General features: G+C 57.3%; 21 protein-coding genes, 1 tRNA gene and 1 pseudogene. 16 read left to right on the forward strand and 7 right to left on the reverse strand.

All coding sequences use genetic code 11. From position 1 onward, the window contains the following. Position 1: 1 nt before the first annotated feature. The 4 genes and pseudogenes from dph2 to ppsA form a co-directional block, all read right to left on the reverse strand. Positions 2 to 949, reverse strand: coding sequence for a diphthamide biosynthesis enzyme Dph2 (dph2, locus tag L1S32_RS07435; RefSeq protein ID WP_278154392.1), 948 nt, complete (start codon positions 947 to 949; stop codon positions 2 to 4). Continuing rightward, a pseudogene (hpt, locus tag L1S32_RS07440) lies at positions 927 to 1,477 on the reverse strand (hypoxanthine/guanine phosphoribosyltransferase). The gene dph2 and the pseudogene hpt overlap by 23 nt, the downstream one beginning before the upstream one ends. Continuing rightward, a complete protein-coding gene (gene mfnA, locus L1S32_RS07445) occupies positions 1,470 to 2,567 on the reverse strand; it encodes a tyrosine decarboxylase MfnA (protein WP_278154393.1) in 1,098 nt (365 codons plus the stop codon). The pseudogene hpt and the gene mfnA overlap by 8 nt, the downstream one beginning before the upstream one ends. Beyond that, positions 2,568 to 4,835 (reverse strand): phosphoenolpyruvate synthase, encoded by a 2,268-nt coding sequence (ppsA, locus tag L1S32_RS07450; RefSeq protein ID WP_278154394.1) that lies wholly within the window; start codon positions 4,833 to 4,835, stop codon positions 2,568 to 2,570. Between the two features lie 244 nt (positions 4,836 to 5,079). Here ppsA and serA point away from each other — a divergent pair, with 244 nt between their 5' ends. The 8 genes from serA to L1S32_RS07490 all read left to right on the forward strand — a co-directional run bounded on the left by serA (position 5,080) and on the right by L1S32_RS07490 (position 12,067). Beyond that, on the forward strand, positions 5,080 to 6,669 hold the full coding sequence (gene serA, locus L1S32_RS07455; protein WP_278154395.1) for a phosphoglycerate dehydrogenase: 1,590 nt from the start codon (positions 5,080 to 5,082) through the stop codon (positions 6,667 to 6,669). Between the two features lie 102 nt (positions 6,670 to 6,771). Next, a tRNA-Val gene (locus L1S32_RS07460) sits at positions 6,772 to 6,845 on the forward strand. Positions 6,846 to 6,904: 59 nt separating this feature from the next. Beyond that, positions 6,905 to 8,062, forward strand: a complete 1,158-nt coding sequence (locus tag L1S32_RS07465) for a glycosyltransferase family protein (RefSeq protein WP_278154396.1) — start codon at positions 6,905 to 6,907, stop codon at positions 8,060 to 8,062. Positions 8,063 to 8,083: 21 nt separating this feature from the next. Further along, positions 8,084 to 8,767 carry a hypothetical protein gene (locus L1S32_RS07470; protein WP_278154397.1) on the forward strand — a complete coding sequence of 228 codons (684 nt, stop codon included), beginning with the start codon at positions 8,084 to 8,086 and terminating at the stop codon, positions 8,765 to 8,767. A gap of 55 nt (positions 8,768 to 8,822) precedes the next feature. Then, positions 8,823 to 9,017 carry a hypothetical protein gene (locus tag L1S32_RS07475; RefSeq protein ID WP_278154398.1) on the forward strand — a complete coding sequence of 65 codons (195 nt, stop codon included), beginning with the start codon at positions 8,823 to 8,825 and terminating at the stop codon, positions 9,015 to 9,017. 54 nt (positions 9,018 to 9,071) lie between these two features. Then, entirely contained in the window at positions 9,072 to 10,100 is a 1,029-nt protein-coding gene (locus L1S32_RS07480; protein WP_278154399.1) for a DUF2117 domain-containing protein, read from the forward strand. Further along, a complete protein-coding gene (locus L1S32_RS07485; RefSeq protein WP_278154400.1) occupies positions 10,097 to 11,260 on the forward strand; it encodes a hypothetical protein in 1,164 nt (387 codons plus the stop codon). The genes L1S32_RS07480 and L1S32_RS07485 overlap by 4 nt, the downstream gene beginning before the upstream one ends. 45 nt (positions 11,261 to 11,305) lie before the next feature. Beyond that, on the forward strand, positions 11,306 to 12,067 hold the full coding sequence (locus L1S32_RS07490; RefSeq protein ID WP_278154401.1) for a hypothetical protein: 762 nt from the start codon (positions 11,306 to 11,308) through the stop codon (positions 12,065 to 12,067). On the opposite strand, the gene L1S32_RS07495 is transcribed toward L1S32_RS07490, so the two are convergent. The 3 genes from L1S32_RS07495 to L1S32_RS07505 all read right to left on the reverse strand — a co-directional run bounded on the left by L1S32_RS07495 (position 12,060) and on the right by L1S32_RS07505 (position 15,485). Then, positions 12,060 to 13,700: an ATP-dependent DNA ligase gene (locus L1S32_RS07495; protein WP_278157070.1), complete on the reverse strand. Its 1,641-nt coding sequence runs from the start codon at positions 13,698 to 13,700 to the stop codon at positions 12,060 to 12,062. The two genes, L1S32_RS07490 and L1S32_RS07495, sit on opposite strands and share 8 nt — an antisense overlap. Positions 13,701 to 13,707: 7 nt before the next feature. Next, positions 13,708 to 14,484, reverse strand: coding sequence for an MBL fold metallo-hydrolase (locus L1S32_RS07500; protein WP_278157071.1), 777 nt, complete (start codon positions 14,482 to 14,484; stop codon positions 13,708 to 13,710). A 191-nt stretch (positions 14,485 to 14,675) separates the two neighbouring features. Further along, complete coding sequence (locus L1S32_RS07505; protein WP_278154402.1) at positions 14,676 to 15,485, reverse strand: uridylate kinase; 810 nt, start codon at positions 15,483 to 15,485, stop codon at positions 14,676 to 14,678. A gap of 196 nt (positions 15,486 to 15,681) precedes the next feature. Between L1S32_RS07505 and L1S32_RS07510 the strand changes: the two genes are divergently transcribed. From L1S32_RS07510 to L1S32_RS07545, 8 genes are all read left to right on the forward strand, one after another. After that, on the forward strand, positions 15,682 to 15,900 hold the full coding sequence (locus tag L1S32_RS07510) for a hypothetical protein (protein WP_278154403.1): 219 nt from the start codon (positions 15,682 to 15,684) through the stop codon (positions 15,898 to 15,900). A gap of 53 nt (positions 15,901 to 15,953) precedes the next feature. Next, a complete protein-coding gene (locus tag L1S32_RS07515; RefSeq protein ID WP_278154404.1) occupies positions 15,954 to 16,169 on the forward strand; it encodes a hypothetical protein in 216 nt (71 codons plus the stop codon). Between the two features lie 44 nt (positions 16,170 to 16,213). Further along, positions 16,214 to 16,576 (forward strand): hypothetical protein, encoded by a 363-nt coding sequence (locus L1S32_RS07520; protein WP_278154405.1) that lies wholly within the window; start codon positions 16,214 to 16,216, stop codon positions 16,574 to 16,576. Between the two features lie 105 nt (positions 16,577 to 16,681). Next, positions 16,682 to 17,866 carry a putative sulfate/molybdate transporter gene (locus tag L1S32_RS07525; protein WP_278154406.1) on the forward strand — a complete coding sequence of 395 codons (1,185 nt, stop codon included), beginning with the start codon at positions 16,682 to 16,684 and terminating at the stop codon, positions 17,864 to 17,866. Positions 17,867 to 18,591: 725 nt separating this feature from the next. After that, complete coding sequence (hisD, locus tag L1S32_RS07530; RefSeq protein ID WP_278154407.1) at positions 18,592 to 19,839, forward strand: histidinol dehydrogenase; 1,248 nt, start codon at positions 18,592 to 18,594, stop codon at positions 19,837 to 19,839. Between the two features lie 163 nt (positions 19,840 to 20,002). Next, on the forward strand, positions 20,003 to 20,218 hold the full coding sequence (locus tag L1S32_RS07535; RefSeq protein ID WP_278154408.1) for a type II toxin-antitoxin system HicB family antitoxin: 216 nt from the start codon (positions 20,003 to 20,005) through the stop codon (positions 20,216 to 20,218). Next, the gene (locus L1S32_RS07540; RefSeq protein ID WP_278154409.1) at positions 20,215 to 20,448 is read left to right on the forward strand and encodes a type II toxin-antitoxin system HicA family toxin; all 234 of its coding nucleotides are present in this window, start codon (positions 20,215 to 20,217) and stop codon (positions 20,446 to 20,448) included. Before L1S32_RS07535 ends, L1S32_RS07540 begins: the two co-directional genes overlap by 4 nt. A gap of 44 nt (positions 20,449 to 20,492) precedes the next feature. After that, positions 20,493 to 20,738 carry a histidinol dehydrogenase gene (locus L1S32_RS07545; protein WP_347403343.1) on the forward strand — a complete coding sequence of 82 codons (246 nt, stop codon included), beginning with the start codon at positions 20,493 to 20,495 and terminating at the stop codon, positions 20,736 to 20,738. The last annotated feature ends 33 nt before the right edge of the window (positions 20,739 to 20,771 follow it).

A 20,771-nucleotide genomic window follows, 5' to 3' on the forward strand; every position in this document is an offset into this window, starting at 1 on the left:
ATCAGATCTCGTCGATGATATAGTCGTCCCAGTCACGGATGCCCCGCACGATCTCGTACTCCGGCGGTGAGAGGACCGGCACCGGAAACCGCACCTGATCGTCATAGGCAAGGCGCGGGCAGGCGGTGTTGACATAACAGTCATACCCGAGGTTCAGGAGGGAATCGGGCGATACCTCCCGCATGCAGATGATGTCTGCTGCGGGCGAGAGAGACGCCAGATGACGGGCAAGGTCCTCTCTTCGCTGGCCGCTCTTGGTGCTGAGTATGATGCCCACCGTCTTCGCCTGCCGTGCCTTCTCAATCTGGACAAACCGGCGGCGCATGAGGCGGGAGGCATCCGCCTCTTCAGCCCTGCCGGTATACGGGTCAAGGGCCACCACCCGTGCCCCGGTCGCAAGCCCGACGCCAATCGCATGGAAGACACCCGTTCCCACATAGAGATACTGGCTGGTGCCTGCTGAGCGGGCTGATGCATAGGAGCACCCGAGCACCTGCCCGCGGCAGGGCGTGCGTGCATTGCCGTCACCCACCACCACAGCAAACCCGCGGGCTTCAAGGACGGCTGCGACTGCATCGGTGAGATGTGCATGCTGGACGGTGGTGACCAGCCCCACCGGCCGGCCCTGATCCAACAGGGAAATCGCTCTCTCTGCAATCTCCGGGTCGAAGTCAAACGTCACCTGCTCATAGATGACACCGGGGCGGTCATCCACCGGTGCATGGCCGAAATGAATGAGCACATCAGCAAGGGCCAGCGCATCGGTTGCGAGATCACAGGCACCATAGCACGGGTCTCCGCTGATAATGACGGTATACCCCGCCTCCTTCAGGGCGGCGGCCGTCTCCGGGGCCCGCCGTTTCAGTCCTTCCGGAAACTGGAGGGCAACCGTCCGGGCACCGGATGCACGGAGCTTCTCCCACGTTTCAGAAGTAAGTATCTTTGACATGCACGCCTGACTCATCAACCTCGATTTCCACGAGTGCCTTATATGCCCGGCCAACATCGCATTCGCCGCGTTTAATGACCACAAGAACGTCCTGCACCTCAGCACCGGCCGTCGCGAGACCCTGGAGAAGGGCCTTCATCGTTCCGCCGGTGGAGAGGACATCATCAACGATGACCACCCGGTCACCTGCCTCAATGCCATTGAGATAGAGTTCGCCTTTGGAGTAGCCGGTGGACTGGTGCAGGGCCACCTCGCCCGGCAGATCATAATTCCGTTTCCGGACGATGCAGAGCGGGAGATCGGTAAAAAGCGAGAGCGCCACACCGATGTGGATGCCCATCGCCTCTGCCACCACGATTTTTTCACCCCGGTCAGGTCCAGCACCCGCACCATCTCAACGGCAATTTCCCGCAGGAGGGCCGGTTCAACAAGGGGGACTCCGTCGCTCACCGGATGGATGAAGTAGTGGTAGTCGCCGCGCTGTACCATCGGACATGATTCAAGGGAAGTTACCAGTTTGTTAAACATGCATATCGCCAAAATCCTTCAGAAATTCTTCGATTATTGTGGTGGTGATGTGCGGCATACAGACGATTCTCATATGCCCATGACGGGTGCGTGACACCTGCCATCCCGCCGGGGCCGCAGGGCAGTCGAACGAGGCGACATTCACCTCGGGTTCGGCGAGGACCGGATACCCCAGCGCCGCCATCCCGTCGATGAGACGGTGATGATTTGCCATGCACTCCGCCACAACGGCGGTAAACCCGTCATGCCCCAGATGTTCAATGACCGCGAGGGCACCGGCCACCGCCCCGCCGGACCGGGTGCCTGCAAGCGTAAACTCCTGTTTTACCGTCAGGTACGGCGTGTCTACGTTCAGTGAGCAGAGCATCGAGGGGTCCCGTGTCAGAAGGCAGCCGACCGGAATCGTCGACATCCCCATCTTATGGGGGTCAACCGAGATGCTGGTGACGCCCTCCAGCCGGAAGTCAAAGAGAGGGGCATCCCGCAGAAACGGCAGGACCAGCCCGCCAAATGCGGCATCGACATGAAACGCGGTATCCCGGTCGAACGCGATGTCCGACAGAGCTGCAATCGGATCGACCACACCGTACTCCGTGGTCCCGGCCACCCCGACAAGAGCAATGGTATTTTTGTCCATAAGGTCGGCCGCTGCATCTGCATCCATCCGGTACCTGCCGTCCGATGGCGCAACCCGCATCTCAAGGGAGAGAATTTCACATGCCTTCTCAAATGAGAAGTGTGCAGACTCCGGCACAACGACATTGGGGGAGCGCACATCTGCATTCCTGCGTGCCATCCTGAGTGCCTGCAGGTTTGATTCTGTGCCGCCCGAGGTTGCATACCCGCAGGCCTCCGGGAGATGCATGAGGGAGCCCACCCGTTCAACAAGGAGCGCCTCAAGGGATGCCGTCCCTTCAAAAAGCCCGGGGTCACCGAGATTCGACTCGATAAACAGGTTCATGGCCCGCACAGCCACCGGGTGGGGCAGTGTACACATCGAACTGAGCACACGCCGGTACCCCCGGTCATCCTCTTTGACCGATAAAAGAAAAGAGAAGAGTTCGTCTTCTGCCAGACCGTTGCTGCGCATCTATCGTCTCGCCATATCAAGGATCATCCGCTGCTCGGTCCGTGCAGCCGTTTCGCGGATCTTCGGCACTGCATCAATATTTGCAGAGACACTGGTGATGCCGGTTTTAATGAGCCATTCAACCATCTCGGGGTCAGATCCTGCCTGCCCACAGATGGAGCACTCGACACCGCCCTCACGGCACCTGCCGATGGCATACTCAATGAGTTTCAGGACAGCGGGGTGCTTCGGGAAGTACATGTCCGCCACATTCTGGTTGTTGCGGTCGATTGCGAGCGTGTACTGGATGAGATCATTGGTGCCGAATGAGGCAAAGTTGATGCCCGCAGCAATGAATTCGTCAATCATCAGTGCACTGGACGGAATCTCAATCATAATACCGAGGGTGGTGTTATTCACATCCACGCCCCAGTCCGCAAGCATCTGCTTTGCACGGATAAACTCATCCGGGTGACCCACAAGCGGGAACATCAGGCCCATGTTGCTGTAGCCCTGTGCCCAGAGGCGCTTGAACACCTCAACCTGCAGGCGGAACTGTTCGGTCTGCTGCAGGTCACGGCGGATGCCACGCCATCCAAGCATCGGGTTGTGCTCTTCGGGCTCATCCTCTCCGCCCTGCATGTTCCTGAACTCGTCTGTCGGGGCATCCAGAGTGCGGACCCAGACCGGCTTTCCGGGGAATGCGTCCAGCACGACCTTGATGCCATCGTAGAGCTCGGTGATGAACTCCTCTTCCTTATTGTTGCGGATATACCATCCGGGTGTTTTGCCGAGGCCGAGAATCATGTGCTCAATTCTCAGCAGGCCCACACCATCTGCTCCGGTAGCCGCAGCCCGTGCGGCAGCCTCTGCAAGGGAGACGTTCACCTTGATGGAGGTCGCGGTGATGATGGGCGCTGCAGCATATGCTGGCATGGCAACGGCCGGGGCGGCCTCCTCTGCAGTTTTGACAGCGCCCTCATACACGAGCCCTTTCTCGCCGTCCACCGTCACAATGTCCCCTTCTTTGAGGACACGGGTGGCTTCCTTTGTTCCGACGACAGCAGGGGTGCCCAGTTCACGGGAGACAATCGCCGCGTGGCAGGTCATGCCGCCTTCATCGGTGATGATGGCACTTACCTTGCGCATGCCCGGCACCATGTCGGGATTGGTCATCTTTGCGACCATGATGTCACCGTCATTGATCCGCCCCAGGTCTTTTACGCTACTGACAATGACAACACGCCCTGTTGCAACCCCGGGTGATGCACCCTGCCCCTCGAGGATAATATTTCCACTGCTGGTTTCGATCCCCTTGGCAACACCGGCATTTCCGGCGATCGTGGTGATAGGCCGGGACTGGAGAATATAGATGGTGCCGCCGACAATGCTCCACTCCACATCCTGCGGGACACCATAGTGCAGTTCAGAGACCTTGCCGAACTTTGCAAGAGCGGCGATCTCGGCATCCGAGAGGACGGGGGCGTTCTGCCGCTCCGGGGAGACAGGCACTTCCTTTGTCCCGTGCTCGCCGTCCGGCAGGATTTCAATCTTCTTGGTCGCAATATAGCGGTCGACAACCCGCCCGGACCGCTGGTCAAAGACATAGTTGTCAGGCGAGACAGATCCTGAAACGACCGCTTCTCCCAGACCCCATGAACCTTCGATGATAGATGTCGGTTCACCGGTGACCGGATGGGACGAGAAGAGCACACCGGCCTTCTCTGAACGAACCAGTTCCTGCACAACGACAGCGATGTCAACGATGGAATCGTCAAATCCCTGTTTGGCACGGTAGTAAATCGCGCGTGCACCATAGAGGGATGCCCAGCACATCTGAACCGCTTCAATGAGTGCATCGACACCCTTAATGTTCAGGTAGGTATCCTGCTGGCCGGCAAAGCTCGCGTCAGGCAGATCCTCTGCGGTTGCACTGGAACGGACAGCAACGACGACATCATCACCCATCTGCACGTATGAACGGATGATATCCTCCCTGATTTCGTCCGGCACCGGTGTCTTCATGACGATGCCTTTTACCTCTGTTGCCGTCTTTTCCAGGAGGTCCGAGTTCTCGACGTCAAGACCTGAAAGGCGTGAGAATATCTCTTTGTCAATCTCTGCATTCTCGATATAGCGGCGGAATGCCTGTGCGGTCACCACAAATGCGTTTGGGACCGGCAGGCCAACTGAGGTCATTTCTCCAAGAGATGCGCCCTTTCCACCGACGGAAGGGATATCCTCTTTCTGAATTTCAGCAAGCCACAGAATATTGGGGACTTTTGTCATGCTCATGGGTCACCTGAATCTTTTTTCTACCACTGTGGAGAACCACCACGATGATTGAATATGTGTCCCCCCGGAGAGATATTCAAGTTAACGACTAGAGTCCCTGACAAGGTCCGCATGTGCACAATAGTACTGCGTGTTTTCCCCGGGTAACGCAGATCACAGACCCTATCACTCAGGTCACCGGGAGGATGCGGGCAAACCATGAATATCAGCAGAGAATAACAAGTACCAGGGAACAATAGTGACAGATTTTACAGTACTGGTCAGTGACCCGCTGGCGGACGAAGGCGTCGACATCCTTCGTGAATATTGCAATGTCGATGTGAAGACGGGCCTCACCGAAGAAGAGCTGATTGAGATCATCGGGGCGTATGACGGACTGCTCGTGCGCAGCGGGACGCAGGTCACCGCAAGCGTGATTGCAGCAGCACACCGGCTGAAGTTCATCGGACGGGCCGGTGCAGGTGTCGACAATATTGACCTTGATGCAGCAACGGAGAAGGGCATCATCGTCGCAAACGCACCTTCCGGCAATACCCTTGCCGCCTGTGAGCACACCCTTGCCATGATGATGTCACTCTCGCGCAACATTCCGCAGGCGACCGCATCGGTCAAGGCAGGAGAGTGGAAACGCTCACAGTTCATGGGTGTCGAGCTCAACAACAAGGTGCTTGGCATTGTCGGATTCGGAAGAATCGGGCAGGAACTGGCAACACGGGCAAATGCTCTTGAGATGCGCTGTCTCGCCTACGACCCGTACATCAACCGTGAGCGGGCAAAAAAGCTCGGTGTTGAGGTCTGCACCCTGGAAGAACTCTTCCCTCAGGCAGATTTCATCACCGTCCACACACCGCTCGTCAAAGAGACGCGCCACCTCATCAACGCAGATACGATCGCGCAGATGAAGACCGGCGTGCGCATCATCAACTGTGCCCGTGGCGGCATCATTGATGAAGAAGCACTCGCAGATGCCATCGAAGCGGGAAAGGTTGCAGGCGCAGCGCTCGATGTCTACGAGAACGAACCACCCGAGGGCCAGCGCATCATCACGCTCCCGCAGGTCATCACCACCCCGCACCTCGGCGCTTCCACAGTCGAGGCACAGCAGAACGTGGCGGTTTCTGTCGCAAAACAGTGCATTGAGGTGCTTGAAGGCGGCTCAGGACGCTTCGTGGTGAACGCGCCGATGGTGCCTGCTGACCAGCAGGAGAGAATCGAGCCGTATGCACGGCTGGCACAGAAGATGGGAAAACTCCTGATTCAGCTGACAGACGGCAGAATAGAGTCCATTGAAATCGAGTACGGCGGCAAGGCGGCAGATTTCGGCCGGAATACCAAATACATCACCCGCCTTGCACTCAAGGGCATGCTTGACCCGATTCTGCAGGAGCCGGTCAACATCGTGAATGCAGAGTTTGCCGCAACGGAACGCGGCATCCGTGTGAGCGAGAGCATCACCACCGAGTCAAAGGGATTCACCAACATCATGACCATCACGGTGAAGACCGATACGATGGAAGAGTCTGTCTCCGGCAATGTCTCTTCGGCAGACAAGATTCGCATCGTTGCCATCGGCGAGTACATGACCGACATGACACCCGGCGGCGACGTGGTCATTTCACGCCACCGTGACGTCCCCGGTGTCATCGGCCAGTTTGCAACCATCATCGGCCGGCATGATGTCAATATCGCAGGCATGCAGGTCGGCCGCAACCAACCCGGACAGGAAGCCATTATGGTCCTGAACGTGGATGCGGCAGTCCCGCAGGAAGCGATGGACGAGATCGTCAAAATCGACGGCGTCTCCACCGCGCGCTACGCACAGATATAAGGAATGGCTTAGAATTCCGGCATCCGGCCCCCGGATACCCGCAAATACCGGAAACAAAACAAATAATTTTTATAATCCCACAGCTAAGGTATGTAGGCACAGGGGCTCGTGGTCTAGCTGGTTATGACGTCGCCTTGACATGGCGGAGGTCCTGAGTTCGAATCTCAGCGGGCCCATACCATTCTTCTTTTTGTGTTTCTTTGTCCATTGTTTATACAGGAGCGAAGCGTTGCGCATGGCAGAGATATCCCATCCTTATGATCTGCAAATCCCGGCCGGCAAATCCGGCTACCCGGTCATCCTCTTTTTCATCTGCGGCGAGGGGCTGGGTCACACCTCACGCTGCCTGAAGGCGGCGCAATACTGTGAGGCACAGGGCGCAGTCTGCCATCTCGCCGCCTACGGACAGTCACACATCTTCCTGACCAAAGCGGGATGGCCGCGCCTGCACACCACCCCGCGGGAAGTGACCCTCGCAGGAAACATGGGGCTTTTCTGCATCAGAAAGACCCTCTGGAACTCAAAAGGGGTGCCCCGCGATCTCGCCCGGTCATACCGGCAGGCGCGTGACCTGATAGCACAGATACAGCCCGACATCGTCATCGCAGATACGATGTATGCACCGGTTGAGGCGGCCCGGCGTGATGATGTGCCGGTGCTCTTTATCACCAACCAGAACAGCTTCTCCACCCTCGCGGGCGGCGGAGAGAACGGGTGGGCAGCTCTGGGCCGCCTGATATCCTGGTACCTCACCCTGCCGGACCAGGTCATCATCCCCGACTTCGCCCCGCCGGCGACGGTGAGCAGATATAATATCGAGATACCACCCGAACGTGAGAGCCAGTACCGGTTCATCGGCCCCTTAATCGACATCTCCCGGGAGCAGTACCCTTGTGCAGAGAAGACCATCTTTGCATCATTCGGCGGCGAACCGTTCAAGATACCCCTCTACCGGCACCTGGCAGAGATTGCCGGACGGCGCAGCGACCTCGCTTTCGAGGTCTTTGCCCAGGTGCCGGGTCTGCCGGATGCGACAGAGAACTTCCGAACCCACGGATATGTGCCGGACCTTCTGGCCCATCTCTGCTGTGCCGAAGTCGCCATCCTCCACGGCGGGCTCACCACCCTGCACGAGGCACTCTTTTTCCAAAAACCGGTGGTGATGGTGATTGACCCGCACCACCCCGAACAGGGCAACAATGCCCGTGCGATCACCGAGATGGGGGCAGGGGTGATGATCCGGGGGGACGAGGCAGACACAGACCGGCTGGAGGCGGCCATTGAAGAGGCGCGCCGGCTTGCGGTGCCTGACCTCTCCGCACACTACACCCGGGAGAACGGAAGGATGCATCTCTGGAAAGAGATTCAGGAAACCTTACGGTATACGCAGTGAAACAGACAGACGGAATAGATCATGGATAAGGGATGGAAGACACTCATTGCAATCACTCTTGTGTTCTGTATCGGCGTCAATGGCCTGATTCTCGCGGCAGGGATGAATTATCCGGACGGATTTGCCCTCGCAGGTATTCAGATCACGAGTGTTTACCGGTATGATGTGACCCTCACCGGAACGGGAACCGCAGAGAATGTGACCCTCATGATCCCCCTGCCGTCCGCAGGCGGGGACTCGCCCGTCGGAGATGCCATGGTGAGCGGCCATGCAGAGCGAATCCCGGCCGACTGGACCGTGGAGGAGGTGGGGGCAGGAGATGCCGTATTCCTGAAAATCACCGCACCATCCCTCTCCTTTGCCGGCGGCCCAATCACCTTCGGGACGGTGACATCCGCCTCCTGCCTCATTAATACCGCAGACCCTGCCGGAGAGACCTGTCTGCTGCGCCCGAAAGAAAACAGGAGAGAGGAGGACGGGGTGACATATTATACCGCACCCATCTACGCCGTCTATGAGATGCCCGAGGGGGAGGGAATGGGTATCACGGTGCATCTGGACGGCGCCAACACCTGGAGATACCCCGTCCTCTCCGGAAACCATCTCAGAGACACCCTCACCCTTGCAGGGGGCATTCATGGTGGCGGGTGGCAGACAGCAGACGGCACGCTCACTGTCGCCATCGGCAAATATTCTCTCATCTGAAAAAAAAACAGCCGGCACCATAACCATTTTTTTCTGCGTCAACCAACGCTGGTGTATGAACCGCACAGACATTCAGCGGGTTGAGGCAGGGGACGCATTCTGCATCTGCCCCGTCTGCGGATACACCGATGCCTTCCATACCGCGCTTCTGAGATCGGCTGACGGCACCGGCTACGATATTATATACATCTGCCCCGAGTGCCATTCACGGTTTGATATCGGAATGAAGACACGGGAGCCCTTTCTCTGACCCCCATGACTGCAATACCGGTAACAGCGGCACATGCTACAAGGAGAGAACACAATGCCTGACGGATGCACCATCGTTGCCCACGGGCCGGAGGTCTTTGATGCAGGCGACATTGATACGGTAAGCGCTGCACTTCTTCCAAAGGAGATTGTCGTGGCAGGCGTGATGGCCCGGACCGCAGCAGAGGAGTCCGGGTTTCCCTGCCGGTTCAATACCCGCCCGCCGTCGCTTGTGTTCCGACACCTCCCTTCAGGAACAGAGGCGTGGCTCTTAAACCGGGGCAAAACACCCGCTTCCGGCGAGGAGTTCGGACGGATTGTCGCATCACGGTGCGACCGGCCGGTATACCATATTGAATGCAGCAGCCGGACAATCTACGGGTGGAACGGGGCAGACCCCCGCCGCACCGGAGAGGCAGCACGCCGCCTCGGATATGCCACAGTACTCCTGACTGCAGACACACGGGCACCAGACACCTGCGTCCGGGAAATTCGCGGGTGCATCCCTGGTGAGCCCGTCTTTGTAAACGGCATCGTCGTTGGCCATGCCACGGCAGAGACAGCCATCATTGCACCGGAGAACGGAGGGGTACGGGCAGTATCCGGCATCACCCTCAAACCCCACGGCACAGAGAAACTGCTCAGGGGAGGGCCGGTAGACCTGTCACGGGCATGGTGCAAGTCAGGACCGGTCCGCTCACAGACCGCACAGGTGGCAGACCGGCGCACCCCCTCCGGACGCATCGCCGTCATCGACCATGCCGCCTGCGACATCTATAGCATGGTGGACATCACCACCTGCGGCGTGGTCTCCATCGGTGATGACACCACCGCTGTCTGCGGGCATATCTGTGCCCATCTGGGCATCCCCATCTTCGGGGTGACCGACGGCGATGCAGACACCGTGATTGACCACTCCTGCTGTGCTGGCTCGGTGATTGTAGAGGTGACCGAGGGCAGGGATGATGAAAAAGGGCTGGAGATTGCAGAGACAGTCCCTGCCGCACCCTGCCACTGGGATCAGTGGGTAGCTGCCACCCTCCGCACCCGCACCGACATCCGCATCGTGAGGGATGCCCGGTGAAGCCCGGCCAGCTCTGCTCACAGTGCAAGGGCAAAGGGATGTGCGGCCTGCCCCGCTGCCCCGTGATGGAGCGGTTTCATGCCTCCGTCCGGGTGAAGCCCTCCGACTCCTATATGGGCGGGGCACCGTCGGTCTTTGTCGGGACACACGGCTACCCGAAGATGGCAGGCGGCCCGCTCCTCATCGGTGAGAGCGACAACCCGGAGGTCTGGGTCGAGAAGGCATACACCATTGATGATATCGTCGGCGTCCGGTCACGGACCATCCGGGGGAACACCGCTGCCGCCTCCCGCGGGGCGGATGCAATGCAGGAAATTGCCCTTTCAGCAGTGCCTCTTGATGTGGAGGTCGCCTTCACCCGGCCGGTGGCATTTGACCTCCGGTTTGACGGGACGATTACCCCGGTCGGCCTCTCAGGCGACATGAGAAGAATCGATGTCCTGGACAATGCCAAAACACCCCGCCCGGTCGAAAAAGCAGTGGGCGACACCGACCTGAAGGCGGCCGATGCAGTCTGGGACCTCTACCGGGACGGAGTGGGTGTCCATCAGGTATCCCAGCTGCTGAGTGCGGGCCTTCTTGGCCGGCAGCGGAAGGTGGTGCCGACCCGGTGGAGCATCACCGCAGTTGATGACATGCTGGGAAAGGCGGGCAGGGCGGCCATCTCCCGCAACACCGCACTGGATGAGGTACTCGTCTTTGCTTCCACCCTGCACGGGAACACCATCGTCTGTATCCTCACCCCCGGTGATTTCCGCTTTGAGATGATCGAGCACTGGCAGGCCGGCAGCATGTGGGGAGGTGCCGGCGGGGCCATTATGACGGACAAAGAGAGCAGGAAACAAAAATCCGGGTACTCCCCCATTGCAGGGGCCTACTACTCCGCTCGCCTCGCCGTCCTTGACTATCTCCGCACCACCGGCAGATCAGCGCGGGCCATCGTTATCCGGAGCATCGCCAATTCATACTGGGCTCCCCTTGGGACCTGGGTCATCCGGGAGGCAGCACGACAGGCGATGGCACAGCCGCCCGTCTCCTTTGAAGACCTCACCGGGGCACAGGGGTATGCCACCGCCCTCCTGGGAGCCGATGACTGGGTACGTCACAGCACCCTCCTCCGGGAGATACCTGCTCAGAAAACCCTTTTTGATTCCTTCTGAAGAAACCACGATGGTTAAATACCTCTAACCAGAAGCATAATTCATATGAATTTACGGCTGGCTGCACCCCTATGTTCCGGACTGTTGGCAGCACTTGCGATTCCCGTACAGGCCGCAGATACACAGCATGTCTACGAAGGCCTCAGTACAAATCAGTATCTGCAGATCATGATTGCAACGCTTGTCATGGTAACAGTATTCATCGCCATATTCTACATCATCGGTAAGAAACACTCACGCCGGACAAACGTGAACCCGGTCACCAAAAATCTGGCCATGATTCTTGCCATCCTCTACCTTATTGTCGGGACATTTCTCCTGATCATTGATTTTATTGTGCTCATCGAACCATATGCGGCGACAAATGCATTCACCTATGTTGTCCAGACATTCCAGTATTACTTCCCTGAAATGGTCTTTGGCATCATCATCGTCGGTGCAGCAGGCCTTCTGCTCTATCTGGTCGGCTTCTATATCCTGGTCTTTGTCCGGGATTCAGTCAAAATAGCCAAAACTGATGAGAAATATCATATCCAGGCCTCTTCTGAAGTAGACCCGGATGTGAGCACGGGTAAAGTGGAGTACACCAAACTTGTATACCAGGTCTCAGAATGGGACACCGGAGAGCCCCTCTCAGACGGTAAAATCCGCCTGGAGACGAAAGATGGCACCCTGATGATGATCAAGTATACTGATTACACCGGAGAGGTGGACTTCGGCAAACTCCGCGGCAGGGAAGATGACTACTATGCATATGTCGAAGGTGACCGGGAGCGGCAGGAATACCGCCTTATCACCCTCACCTAGCCGACTGTGCCGCAAACCGTTCTTCAATCATCCGGAGGGTTTCAATCTCCTCCGGGCTTTTATCTTCCCGCAGACGGATAAACCGGGGGAACCGGAGGGCAAACCCGCCGGTATAATTCGGACTCCGCTGAATCTCTGCATACCCCACTTCCACGACAATCTCCGGTTCAACATGGACCATCTTCCCTTCTTCTGAGAGGATATTCCCGGAGAGGGCGGCATACATCTCCTGCAGCGCCTCATCCGAAAAACCGGTCGCCACCTTGGAGAGCGGGATAAACGAACCGTCATCACCCAGACAGGAGAGCAGGAACGACCCGAAGATATGCGCCCGTTTCCCCTCCCCCCACTCCGCAGCGGTGATCACCAGATCAATGGTGTCCACCGCCGGCTTGATTTTCACCCAGAGTTTGCCGCGGACACCCGGCGTATAGGGCGAGCGGGGGTTCTTGATCATGATGCCCTCATGCCCGTCGTCAAGGGCAGTGCGGTAGAGGAGGTCAATCTCTTCTTCATCCCCGCTTACCAGCTGGGGTGCCACATATGCGTCCGAAACAGCCGCATCCAGACGCTCCCTGCGCTGTGCAAAGGGAAGGTCAATGAGCGTCTCACCGTCGATCCAGAGAATGTCAAAGACATTTGGTCTGAGAGTAATTTCCTCAATATGAGAAGCGACGTCATGCTTGCGCCGGAACCGGCGGAGCACATACTGGAAGGGCAGGGGGCGGCCGTCACGGACAGCGATGACCTCGCCGTCAAGGATGATGTCATGCGGTGTGGCTGCATCGAGCATCTCCACGACATCGGGGATGGCATGGGTCACCTCCTCGAGCTTCCGGGAGTACATCCGGCAGATGCCCCCTGCCTTATGAAACTGAAACCGGGTTCCGTCGTATTTGTATTCTGCCGCAAGCACGCCTGCCTCGCTGAGCATCTCGGTCACCGTGCCCTGTTTGGCAAGCATCATCTTTACCGGCCTGAACGGCTCGATATGAACTGCATACAGGGCATCCTCGCCCCGGTGTGCGATGAGGGCCACCTCGCCCAGATCATTTGCCGCCTGATAGGCATGCTCCACGGCGGCAGGGCTGACCGAAAAGGCCCCTGCAATGGCATCCCGCATTGTCCCTTCGCCGATGCCTATCCTGAGCTCCCCTAAAAGCAGACGGGCCAGATACCGGCCTTCAAGAGGTGAGGCGTTGCCAAAGAGCCGTCGCAGTACCCGGTCCTTCTCTTTCTGGGATTTGCTCCCCCCGGTTGCGGCAAGGAGCGTGAAGTCATGCCCGATGTCACCGAGTGTCAGGGACTCGGAGAAAAACGACATCTGCTCTTTTTTCGCGAGCAGTGACTCAACCGCCCTGCCGGGGTCCCCGCTGCGGTTGACGGTGCTGACGACCGCCCGGCGGTCCCTGCCTGCCACATAGGCCACCGCGTCATAGACACTGTTCGGGCCGATGCCGATCTTCTCCTGGCTCCAGTCAGGGAAGGTCCGCCCCATCAGGTAGCGGATGAAAAGCGGGAGATCCGCTTCATCGAGTGACGAAAGGGCGTCCCGGACGATGGCAGTCATATCCAGCCTGCCGTTGGTATTCTCCAGCGACTCACATATACGGGAAAATGCAAGAAAATCCATCTGCATCTCACACCTCAATCGTCCGGGTCACCACGTGCTGCAAGCCGACTTCCAGTTCCACATCATGAGAGAAGAGCGCGAGTGTCTCCCTGGCGGTCGCAAGCGCCTTTTCCTGCGTATTGTTCTCTTCGGACAGATGGGCAAGGACTGCGACAGAGAGGTCAGAACAGAGTTCACTCAGCACATTGGACGCCGCCCGGTTCGAGAGGTGCCCCCGGTTTTTGTCTGCAATACGCCGTTTCAGAAAGACGGGGTAGGGCCCGTTCTCCAGCATCACCGGGCAGTGATTGCTTTCAAGAACGAGGCCGTCACACCGGGCGAGAAATCCCATCATCGCGGTGGTAACCATCCCGGTATCGGTGCAGACACCTACCGTCACCTCGCCGTCTGATATGCAGAATCCGGTCGGGTCCGCCGCATCGTGGGATGTGGAGAACGGCGTCACCGAGAACGTACCCGTATCAAACGCCTCTCCCGGCATAACCCGGTGCAGGGCAGCCGCTCCTGAAGATTTCAGGGTCTCTTTCACCCCGGCGAGCGTCCCCCCGGTGCCGAAGACGGGCATCGGGCACTGGCGGGTAAAGACATCAATGCCCCGGATATGGTCAGAGTGCTCGTGGGTGATGCAAAGTCCTTCCACCCGGGATATATCGCCCCCGCAGGCCGCAACAGATGAGCGGATACGCCGGCTGCTGATGCCCGCATCCACCAGAAGGGCACCCCCGTTCCCTTCGATATAGATGCTGTTCCCTTTGCTGCCGCTCGCAAGGACGGTTACCTTCATTGCCAATATGTTGTCCTCCGCAGATGGTAAAAGTCACCTCTCTGCACACATCCCGCCACACATATCCGGTTGTCTGTTTTTGGGCATCCTGTTGACCAGCACCGGATGAAGCGCACGCGGGCTGAAAAGTTCCCGCCATCCGCTGGCAGACGCCTGAAACGGCCCGGAGAGAGAAAAAGAGAAACGGGGACCTAATCCGCCGTGATCAGCGTGCCGGGGTTTTCACCTTTAAGGGCACGCTCGAGGGTGCCGCGCTCATGGCCGTTTATGATACGGATTTCCCGGATATTTTTTGCATGCATCAGGAGCTCAACGACCTTGCGCTCCAGCACGAGATCGTCCATATCAAGGCTGAGCAGTTCTCCTGCTGTGATCTCTTTGATGAGGTCTGCCTCAGGATTGACAAACGGATTTTCCGTGAAGAGACCGTCCACATTCTTCAGCAGGGTGCAGGTCTTTGCCCCGATGACCTCTGCTGCGAGGAAGGCACCGGTATCAGTCCGGTGCTGCGGGATGTAGGATCCGGGCGAGGGTTCTTCGAAGTAGCTGTATGGCGGTGTGCCTGCCATCACCGGCAGAAGGCCCATCCGTACCAGCATGGGAATGTCCATGATGTCATCCGCCGGGATGCGGATGCCCCCGTCTTCTGAGAGCAGGGCCGCAACCATCTTTGCATTCTGTGAACTCACGTCACCGGAGAGTTCTGCGAGAATTCCGGTCGGCATACCGAGGTCGATACCCACGTCCATCACATGACGGACACGGACACCGCCGCCCACCACGACAAGCATCTCATACTGTTCTTTTAAGAGACGGATTTCATCAAGGAGGGGCAAAAGCACCGTAGACCCAAAGTCCACCGTCCCGTGCCCGCCGATTTTAACCACGTTCAGATTGGGTGCAATGCGTACGGTCCGGTCCTGATGCTCTCCATACTCCAGAGATCTGCGTACCAGGGTCTCCCCCTGGAATTTGTTTTTAATCTCCCGGCGTGTTTTCATCAAATCACTGACCAGAGATATATTTTATACCAGTAAAGGTTTCCTGTTTTCGGTTACCCTGGCAGGTCATGTCCGGCACACCCGAAAACACCCCAACCCCGTTGCCGTAGTACAAACAGATATATACATCCAACGGGCATGTATGCATATATCAGCTGATATAGCACCTGCATAGCAGCTGGAGGATGTGAGCAAAATGAAGATCTATGTAAGACCACGCACAAAAGTCGGCGAAGGCGTCCACCAGCCGCAGTTCAAGGTCGTCGCCACCACCGGCGATAGAACGGAGCAGATCAAATTCCAGTCAAAGCACCTCCGCAAATCCGAGCTTGAGCAGATTGCAGAGGATACCGGTGCTACACTGGTCTACCTGAAGCCGGCCGGCGGCACTGGTGCCGGCGGTAAGAAGGACTAAATACTATACCACCGATTTTGGGTTGTCCGCAAAGCGGAAAAGAGGGGAACAGCATGAAAATATACGTACGTCCGCGACAGAAAGTCGGAGAGGGGGCGCATCAGCCAATGTTCAAGGTTGTTGCTGTCACCGGAAAGGGTGAGGAGAAACTGAAAATGGAAGCAGGCCATTTCCGGAAAAAGGAGCTGGAGACGATTGCCGCCGATGTCGGTGCAGAGATCGTGATGCTCGAACCGTCCGCGACCGAATCAGGAAAAGGCAAAACCTAACCACCAGCCTTTTTTTCCTTTCCTGCCCAATACCGCATACTTCTATGGCATCACTTGACATTCCTGCGCTCTTTCATGCAGCAGCTGAGATCCTTATCCGGGAAGACCAGCGCATTTCAGTTGAATATTCCGCAGGAGAAGCGAGAATACGGTTTCCCACCACCCGCCGCCTTGCCCGGTATCTTGATGTGCCCCATTACTATGTCCTCCCTGTGTTCAGCATGATGGAGGAGAAGCATCTGGTCAGACGGGAAGAACGGGTCGGGATATCCACAACAGGTGCGGGCACCATGCTCTTTCTGGACGTCATCCGGGGTTCAATGCCCGATGAGGCAGCCGCTCTTTTAGGGGAGGGGACCATTGCCGCACTTGCAGCGCTGCATTCTTCTGCGGCATCTGCGCCATAAATTCAATAGTACTCCCGGACACCGGAAAGAGAGAGGAATAGCAATACCTATCGTCAGAAATAATGATACTATCCTGATTTGACCGGAATAAACCGGAGAGATGACATGGACCTGCTGACAGAACATCCATATAACAAAGAGGACCTGCCGAAACCCGCATTTACCCTGCGGGAGGCTGCCGGATCGGTGGGTGATTTCGGAACGATTCTGCCGATTGTCTTCGGGGTGGCCCTCGTGTCAGACATGCACATCAGCCATATTCTCTTTTTTTTCGCGGTCTGGTTCATCATTTCCGGGTATTACTACCGCCTGCCGGTACCCATCGAGCCCATGAAGGCCATCGGGGCAGTGGTAATAGCCGGTTCACTGACGCAGGATATCATTGCTGCATCCGGCATCATCGTCGGGATCTTCTTTCTTCTGGCAGGTCTGATGCGATGGATGGAGACGCTGAAGCGCTACATCCCGCAGAATGTCATCCGGGGCGTTCAGGCGGGCCTTGCACTCCTGCTCCTCCGTTCAGCCTTTGGATTTGCGACGGGGGACATCATTCCGTTTGCCGTGGCAACCCTTGTCATCGGACTCTTCTGGGTCGGTGCGAAGTATACCCGGCTGCCGGATATCTCCGCCCTTATCGTGGTCTTCGGAGGTGTGGGAGCAGGGATACTCATCTCCGGGATGCCGGAGTTTGCCCTTCCTGCCCTTCCAACCCTCTTTCTGCCCTCACCGGGGGTGTTTGTCCCGGCATTCACCGACCTTGTCCTCCCGCAGGTGCCGCTCACCATCACCAATGCCATTCTGGCCACGTCTCTTCTGACCATTGACCTCTTCCGCCACGAAATAAAACCGGACCGCCTCTCTGCAACCATCGGGGTGATGAACCTGGTCTCGGTTCCCTTCGGCGGATTTCCCATGTGCCACGGCGCAGGTGGCATGGCGGGACAGTACCGCTTCGGCGCACGCACCGGCGGGGCAAATATCATCGCAGGCATCATCCTGCTCGCCTTTGCCATTTTCTTCGCCTCAGCAGGCGTGCTCTCCATCATTCCCACCGGCATATTCGGTGCCCTCCTGCTGTTTGTGGCAATCGAGCTGGGGATTCATGCGACCAAAACCGACTCTCCCGTGGTGACCGGCGTCATGGCAGTGCTCTCCCTCGCAGGCACCATCACGATTGCATTCATTGTCGGCATGGTTCTTGCATGGGGACGAATCGGGTACCGGAAACGCAAAGGGCGCAAAGCAGGTGCCGGAGAGACGAATACTCCACAAGAACAATCCGAAGAATAAAACAGAGGGCTAAAGCGTTCCGCCGGGTGGGTGCAGTATGTCATATGCACCCGGTGCGACGAAAGGCCCCCATCCAAGGACAGTGTGCCGGATGCGTGTGCCGGTTCAGACTGAGAGGAAGATTCTGCCTGAGTGCACGAACCGTCAGGGCCGCTCACAGGGTTGTGGGAAGCATGGTGTTACTGGAGCGGTATATGATCCTTGTATTCCTTCCGGTGAGGGGCAGGCGTACGAGGGTCGGGCTATGTGATACGGCCACTGGGTGTGAGCCCGGGTCCATGAGATTGGTTCTGCTCCCGTTTGGGAGGGGTTGATGATTCCACAGTGATTGAAGGGTGCAGGGGATCACAGGTTCGTGCAGGGCGGAAGGGAGGAGGACGACCAGACAAACGGCCAGGCAGAGTGAGGGAATGCTCGGAAATGAGCTTTGGGCGAGAATTCCTTTGAAGGTCACATTTGTCGGGTGTCTGCAGGAGGTACGAAAGATCATGAGGTATGGTGCTATGCCGTCGTACCTGCCACACGAAGTCCCTTCCGCAGGGTATTCGGCATCCGGTTCAGATATCCTCACAGAGCATCGGGTTTTTCTGAATATAACTCTTTACATTTGCTCAAATGTCAACAATATTTATTTACCATGCCCTTCCCTTCCCGCCGGATGTATATCAGAAAGGAACGCCTGCCAGACGTACCATTATGCCATTTTGAAACGAACGCATCTCCATATGTTGAAACCGCTGCAGGTCGAGGCGTGGGTGCAGTCACGCCGGTCTGACCTTGATGATGTACGGGAGCCGGTTGAGGCAATCATACGCCAGGTGCGGGAGGGGAAGGACGCCGCCCTGCGTGACCTGACGGCCCGGTTTGACGGAATCGAGATAGAGGACTTCCGTGTCACAGAAGAGGAGATAGAGGCGGCATACGATGATATTTCCCCCGAAATTGCTGAGCGCCTTATCGAGGCAGAGGCGCGAATCACCCAGTTCCATGAGCTGCAGAAACGCACCGGCATGTGGCTGCAGGAGACAGAGCCCGGCATCACCCTCGGGGTAAAGACGACGCCGCTCTCCCGTATCGGCGCCTACGTGCCCGGCGGGAGGGCCGCATACCCGTCCACCGCCCTGATGACTGCAGTTCCCGCACGCGTGGCAGGCGTTAAAGAGATCTGCTGCTGCACACCACCCCCCATCCACCCCCTGACGCTTGTCGCCCTCGATATTGCTGGCGTGTCTGAGATCTACCGTCTCGGCGGGGCGCAGGCCATCGCTGCAATGGCCCTCGGGACGGAGACAGTCGCACCGGTGCAGAAGATCGTCGGTCCGGGGAACATCTTTGTGACAGCGGCAAAGATGATGCTCCGCGACCATGCGGAGATTGACTTCCCCGCAGGCCCCTCGGAGATTGGCATCATCGCAGACAGCACCGCGATACCTGAGTATATCGCAGCAGACATCATGGCACAGGCCGAGCATGACCCGAAGGCCGCCTGCATCCTTGTCACGACCGACCCCGCCATTGCCGAGGCGGCATCAGCGGAAGTGGCCCGGATGTTTGAACAGAGCCCACGAAAAGAGATTATCGAAAAGGCACTGGCGAACTCCGGCTACATCATCGCAGAGACACTGGACGAGGCCATCAGCATGATGAACGGGATTGCGCCCGAGCACCTCTCCATCCAGGTGGCAGACACCTTTGCCGTCCTTTCAAAAATCGAGAATGCAGGCTCCATCTTCGCAGGCCCCTTCACTGCGGTTGCCTGCGGGGACTATGCCTCCGGCACCAACCATGTCCTCCCGACAGCCGGGTATGCCCGGATGTACTCAGGACTTAACGTGGACCACTTCTGCAAGACGTCGACCATTCAGATGATTGACCGGGAAGGGCTGGAAGCGATTGGCGATATTGTCGAGACGCTTGCCGATGCGGAAGGATTGCATGCCCATGCTGAATCGGTCAGGGTTCGGCGGAAATAAGAATATCAACCTATTTTTGGAATCTGTTGAGTGATCTCAGAATATGAAAACGGGATTACCCAACCCCCATAACGACTGCCAATAATCCATACAAAGGCATCCTCACAAAAAGCTAATACATACACAACCAATACCAGACTACCAATACAGGGACCGAATATATATGAAACTTGATATCGTTCTTGAAAAGGAAGAAGACGGTGGGTACTCCGCCCACTGTCCGGCCCTCAAGGGATGCCATTCTCAGGGCAGGACACGGGAAGAAGCGCTGGAAAATATGCAGGAAGCTATAGAACTGTATCTTGAAGTCGCCCATGATCTCGCCTCCCGTCAGGTAACATCACAGCCGGGTTCAATCCTCGTTGATCTCGCAGTATGAATACAAAGCGCCTTCTTCCGATATCCGGAAAAGATATGGTTCGGGTTTTTTCAAAAATCGGATTTCAGGTTGAACGCAAACGTGGCAGTCATATCATCATGAGCCGTGGCGATGAAATCCTTGTCATCCCGGATCACAATCCAATATCAAAAGGGACTGAACGTGAACTCATCAAAGACGCGGGCCTTACAGTAGAAGCGTTCAACGAACTGCTCAAAGGAAAGAAGTAACGGGAACTTAAAGAGAGCTCAATCGTCCATCCCGGATATGACAGGTGGCGGACAGCTTTGCCATTCTTTCAAAAATCGAGAATGCAGGCTCCATCTTCGCCGGCCCCTTCACCACAGCAGGATATGCCCGGATGTACTCAGGGATCATTGTGGACCCCTTCTGCAAGACGTCGACCATCCAGATGATTGACCGGGAAGGGCTGGAAGCGATCGGCGATATTGTCGAGACGCTCGCCGACGCGGAAGGACTGCATGCACATGCTGAGTCGGTCAGGGTTTGGCGAAAATAAGATCCTGATACTCATTTTTGCTCAGGAGAGCAT

Source organism: Methanogenium sp. S4BF (genome assembly GCF_029633965.1).
Taxonomy (GTDB): domain Archaea; phylum Halobacteriota; class Methanomicrobia; order Methanomicrobiales; family Methanomicrobiaceae; genus Methanogenium.

Excerpts from the sequence above, each read along its gene's own strand:
- dph2 (WP_278154392.1), bottom strand. The coding sequence starts at position 949 with ATGTCAAAGATACTTACTTCTGAAACGTGGGAGAAGCTCCGTGCATCC.
- mfnA (WP_278154393.1), bottom strand. The coding sequence starts at position 2,567 with ATGCGCAGCAACGGTCTGGCAGAAGACGAACTCTTCTCTTTTCTTTTA.
- ppsA (WP_278154394.1), bottom strand. The coding sequence starts at position 4,835 with ATGACAAAAGTCCCCAATATTCTGTGGCTTGCTGAAATTCAGAAAGAG.
- L1S32_RS07465 (WP_278154396.1), top strand. The coding sequence starts at position 6,905 with ATGGCAGAGATATCCCATCCTTATGATCTGCAAATCCCGGCCGGCAAA.
- L1S32_RS07470 (WP_278154397.1), top strand. The coding sequence starts at position 8,084 with ATGGATAAGGGATGGAAGACACTCATTGCAATCACTCTTGTGTTCTGT.
- L1S32_RS07475 (WP_278154398.1), top strand. The coding sequence starts at position 8,823 with ATGAACCGCACAGACATTCAGCGGGTTGAGGCAGGGGACGCATTCTGC.
- L1S32_RS07480 (WP_278154399.1), top strand. The coding sequence starts at position 9,072 with ATGCCTGACGGATGCACCATCGTTGCCCACGGGCCGGAGGTCTTTGAT.
- L1S32_RS07490 (WP_278154401.1), top strand. The coding sequence starts at position 11,306 with ATGAATTTACGGCTGGCTGCACCCCTATGTTCCGGACTGTTGGCAGCA.
- L1S32_RS07495 (WP_278157070.1), bottom strand. The coding sequence starts at position 13,700 with ATGGATTTTCTTGCATTTTCCCGTATATGTGAGTCGCTGGAGAATACC.
- L1S32_RS07500 (WP_278157071.1), bottom strand. The coding sequence starts at position 14,484 with ATGAAGGTAACCGTCCTTGCGAGCGGCAGCAAAGGGAACAGCATCTAT.
- L1S32_RS07505 (WP_278154402.1), bottom strand. The coding sequence starts at position 15,485 with ATGAAAACACGCCGGGAGATTAAAAACAAATTCCAGGGGGAGACCCTG.
- L1S32_RS07510 (WP_278154403.1), top strand. The coding sequence starts at position 15,682 with ATGAAGATCTATGTAAGACCACGCACAAAAGTCGGCGAAGGCGTCCAC.
- L1S32_RS07515 (WP_278154404.1), top strand. The coding sequence starts at position 15,954 with ATGAAAATATACGTACGTCCGCGACAGAAAGTCGGAGAGGGGGCGCAT.
- L1S32_RS07520 (WP_278154405.1), top strand. The coding sequence starts at position 16,214 with ATGGCATCACTTGACATTCCTGCGCTCTTTCATGCAGCAGCTGAGATC.
- L1S32_RS07525 (WP_278154406.1), top strand. The coding sequence starts at position 16,682 with ATGGACCTGCTGACAGAACATCCATATAACAAAGAGGACCTGCCGAAA.
- hisD (WP_278154407.1), top strand. The coding sequence starts at position 18,592 with ATGTTGAAACCGCTGCAGGTCGAGGCGTGGGTGCAGTCACGCCGGTCT.
- L1S32_RS07535 (WP_278154408.1), top strand. The coding sequence starts at position 20,003 with ATGAAACTTGATATCGTTCTTGAAAAGGAAGAAGACGGTGGGTACTCC.
- L1S32_RS07540 (WP_278154409.1), top strand. The coding sequence starts at position 20,215 with ATGAATACAAAGCGCCTTCTTCCGATATCCGGAAAAGATATGGTTCGG.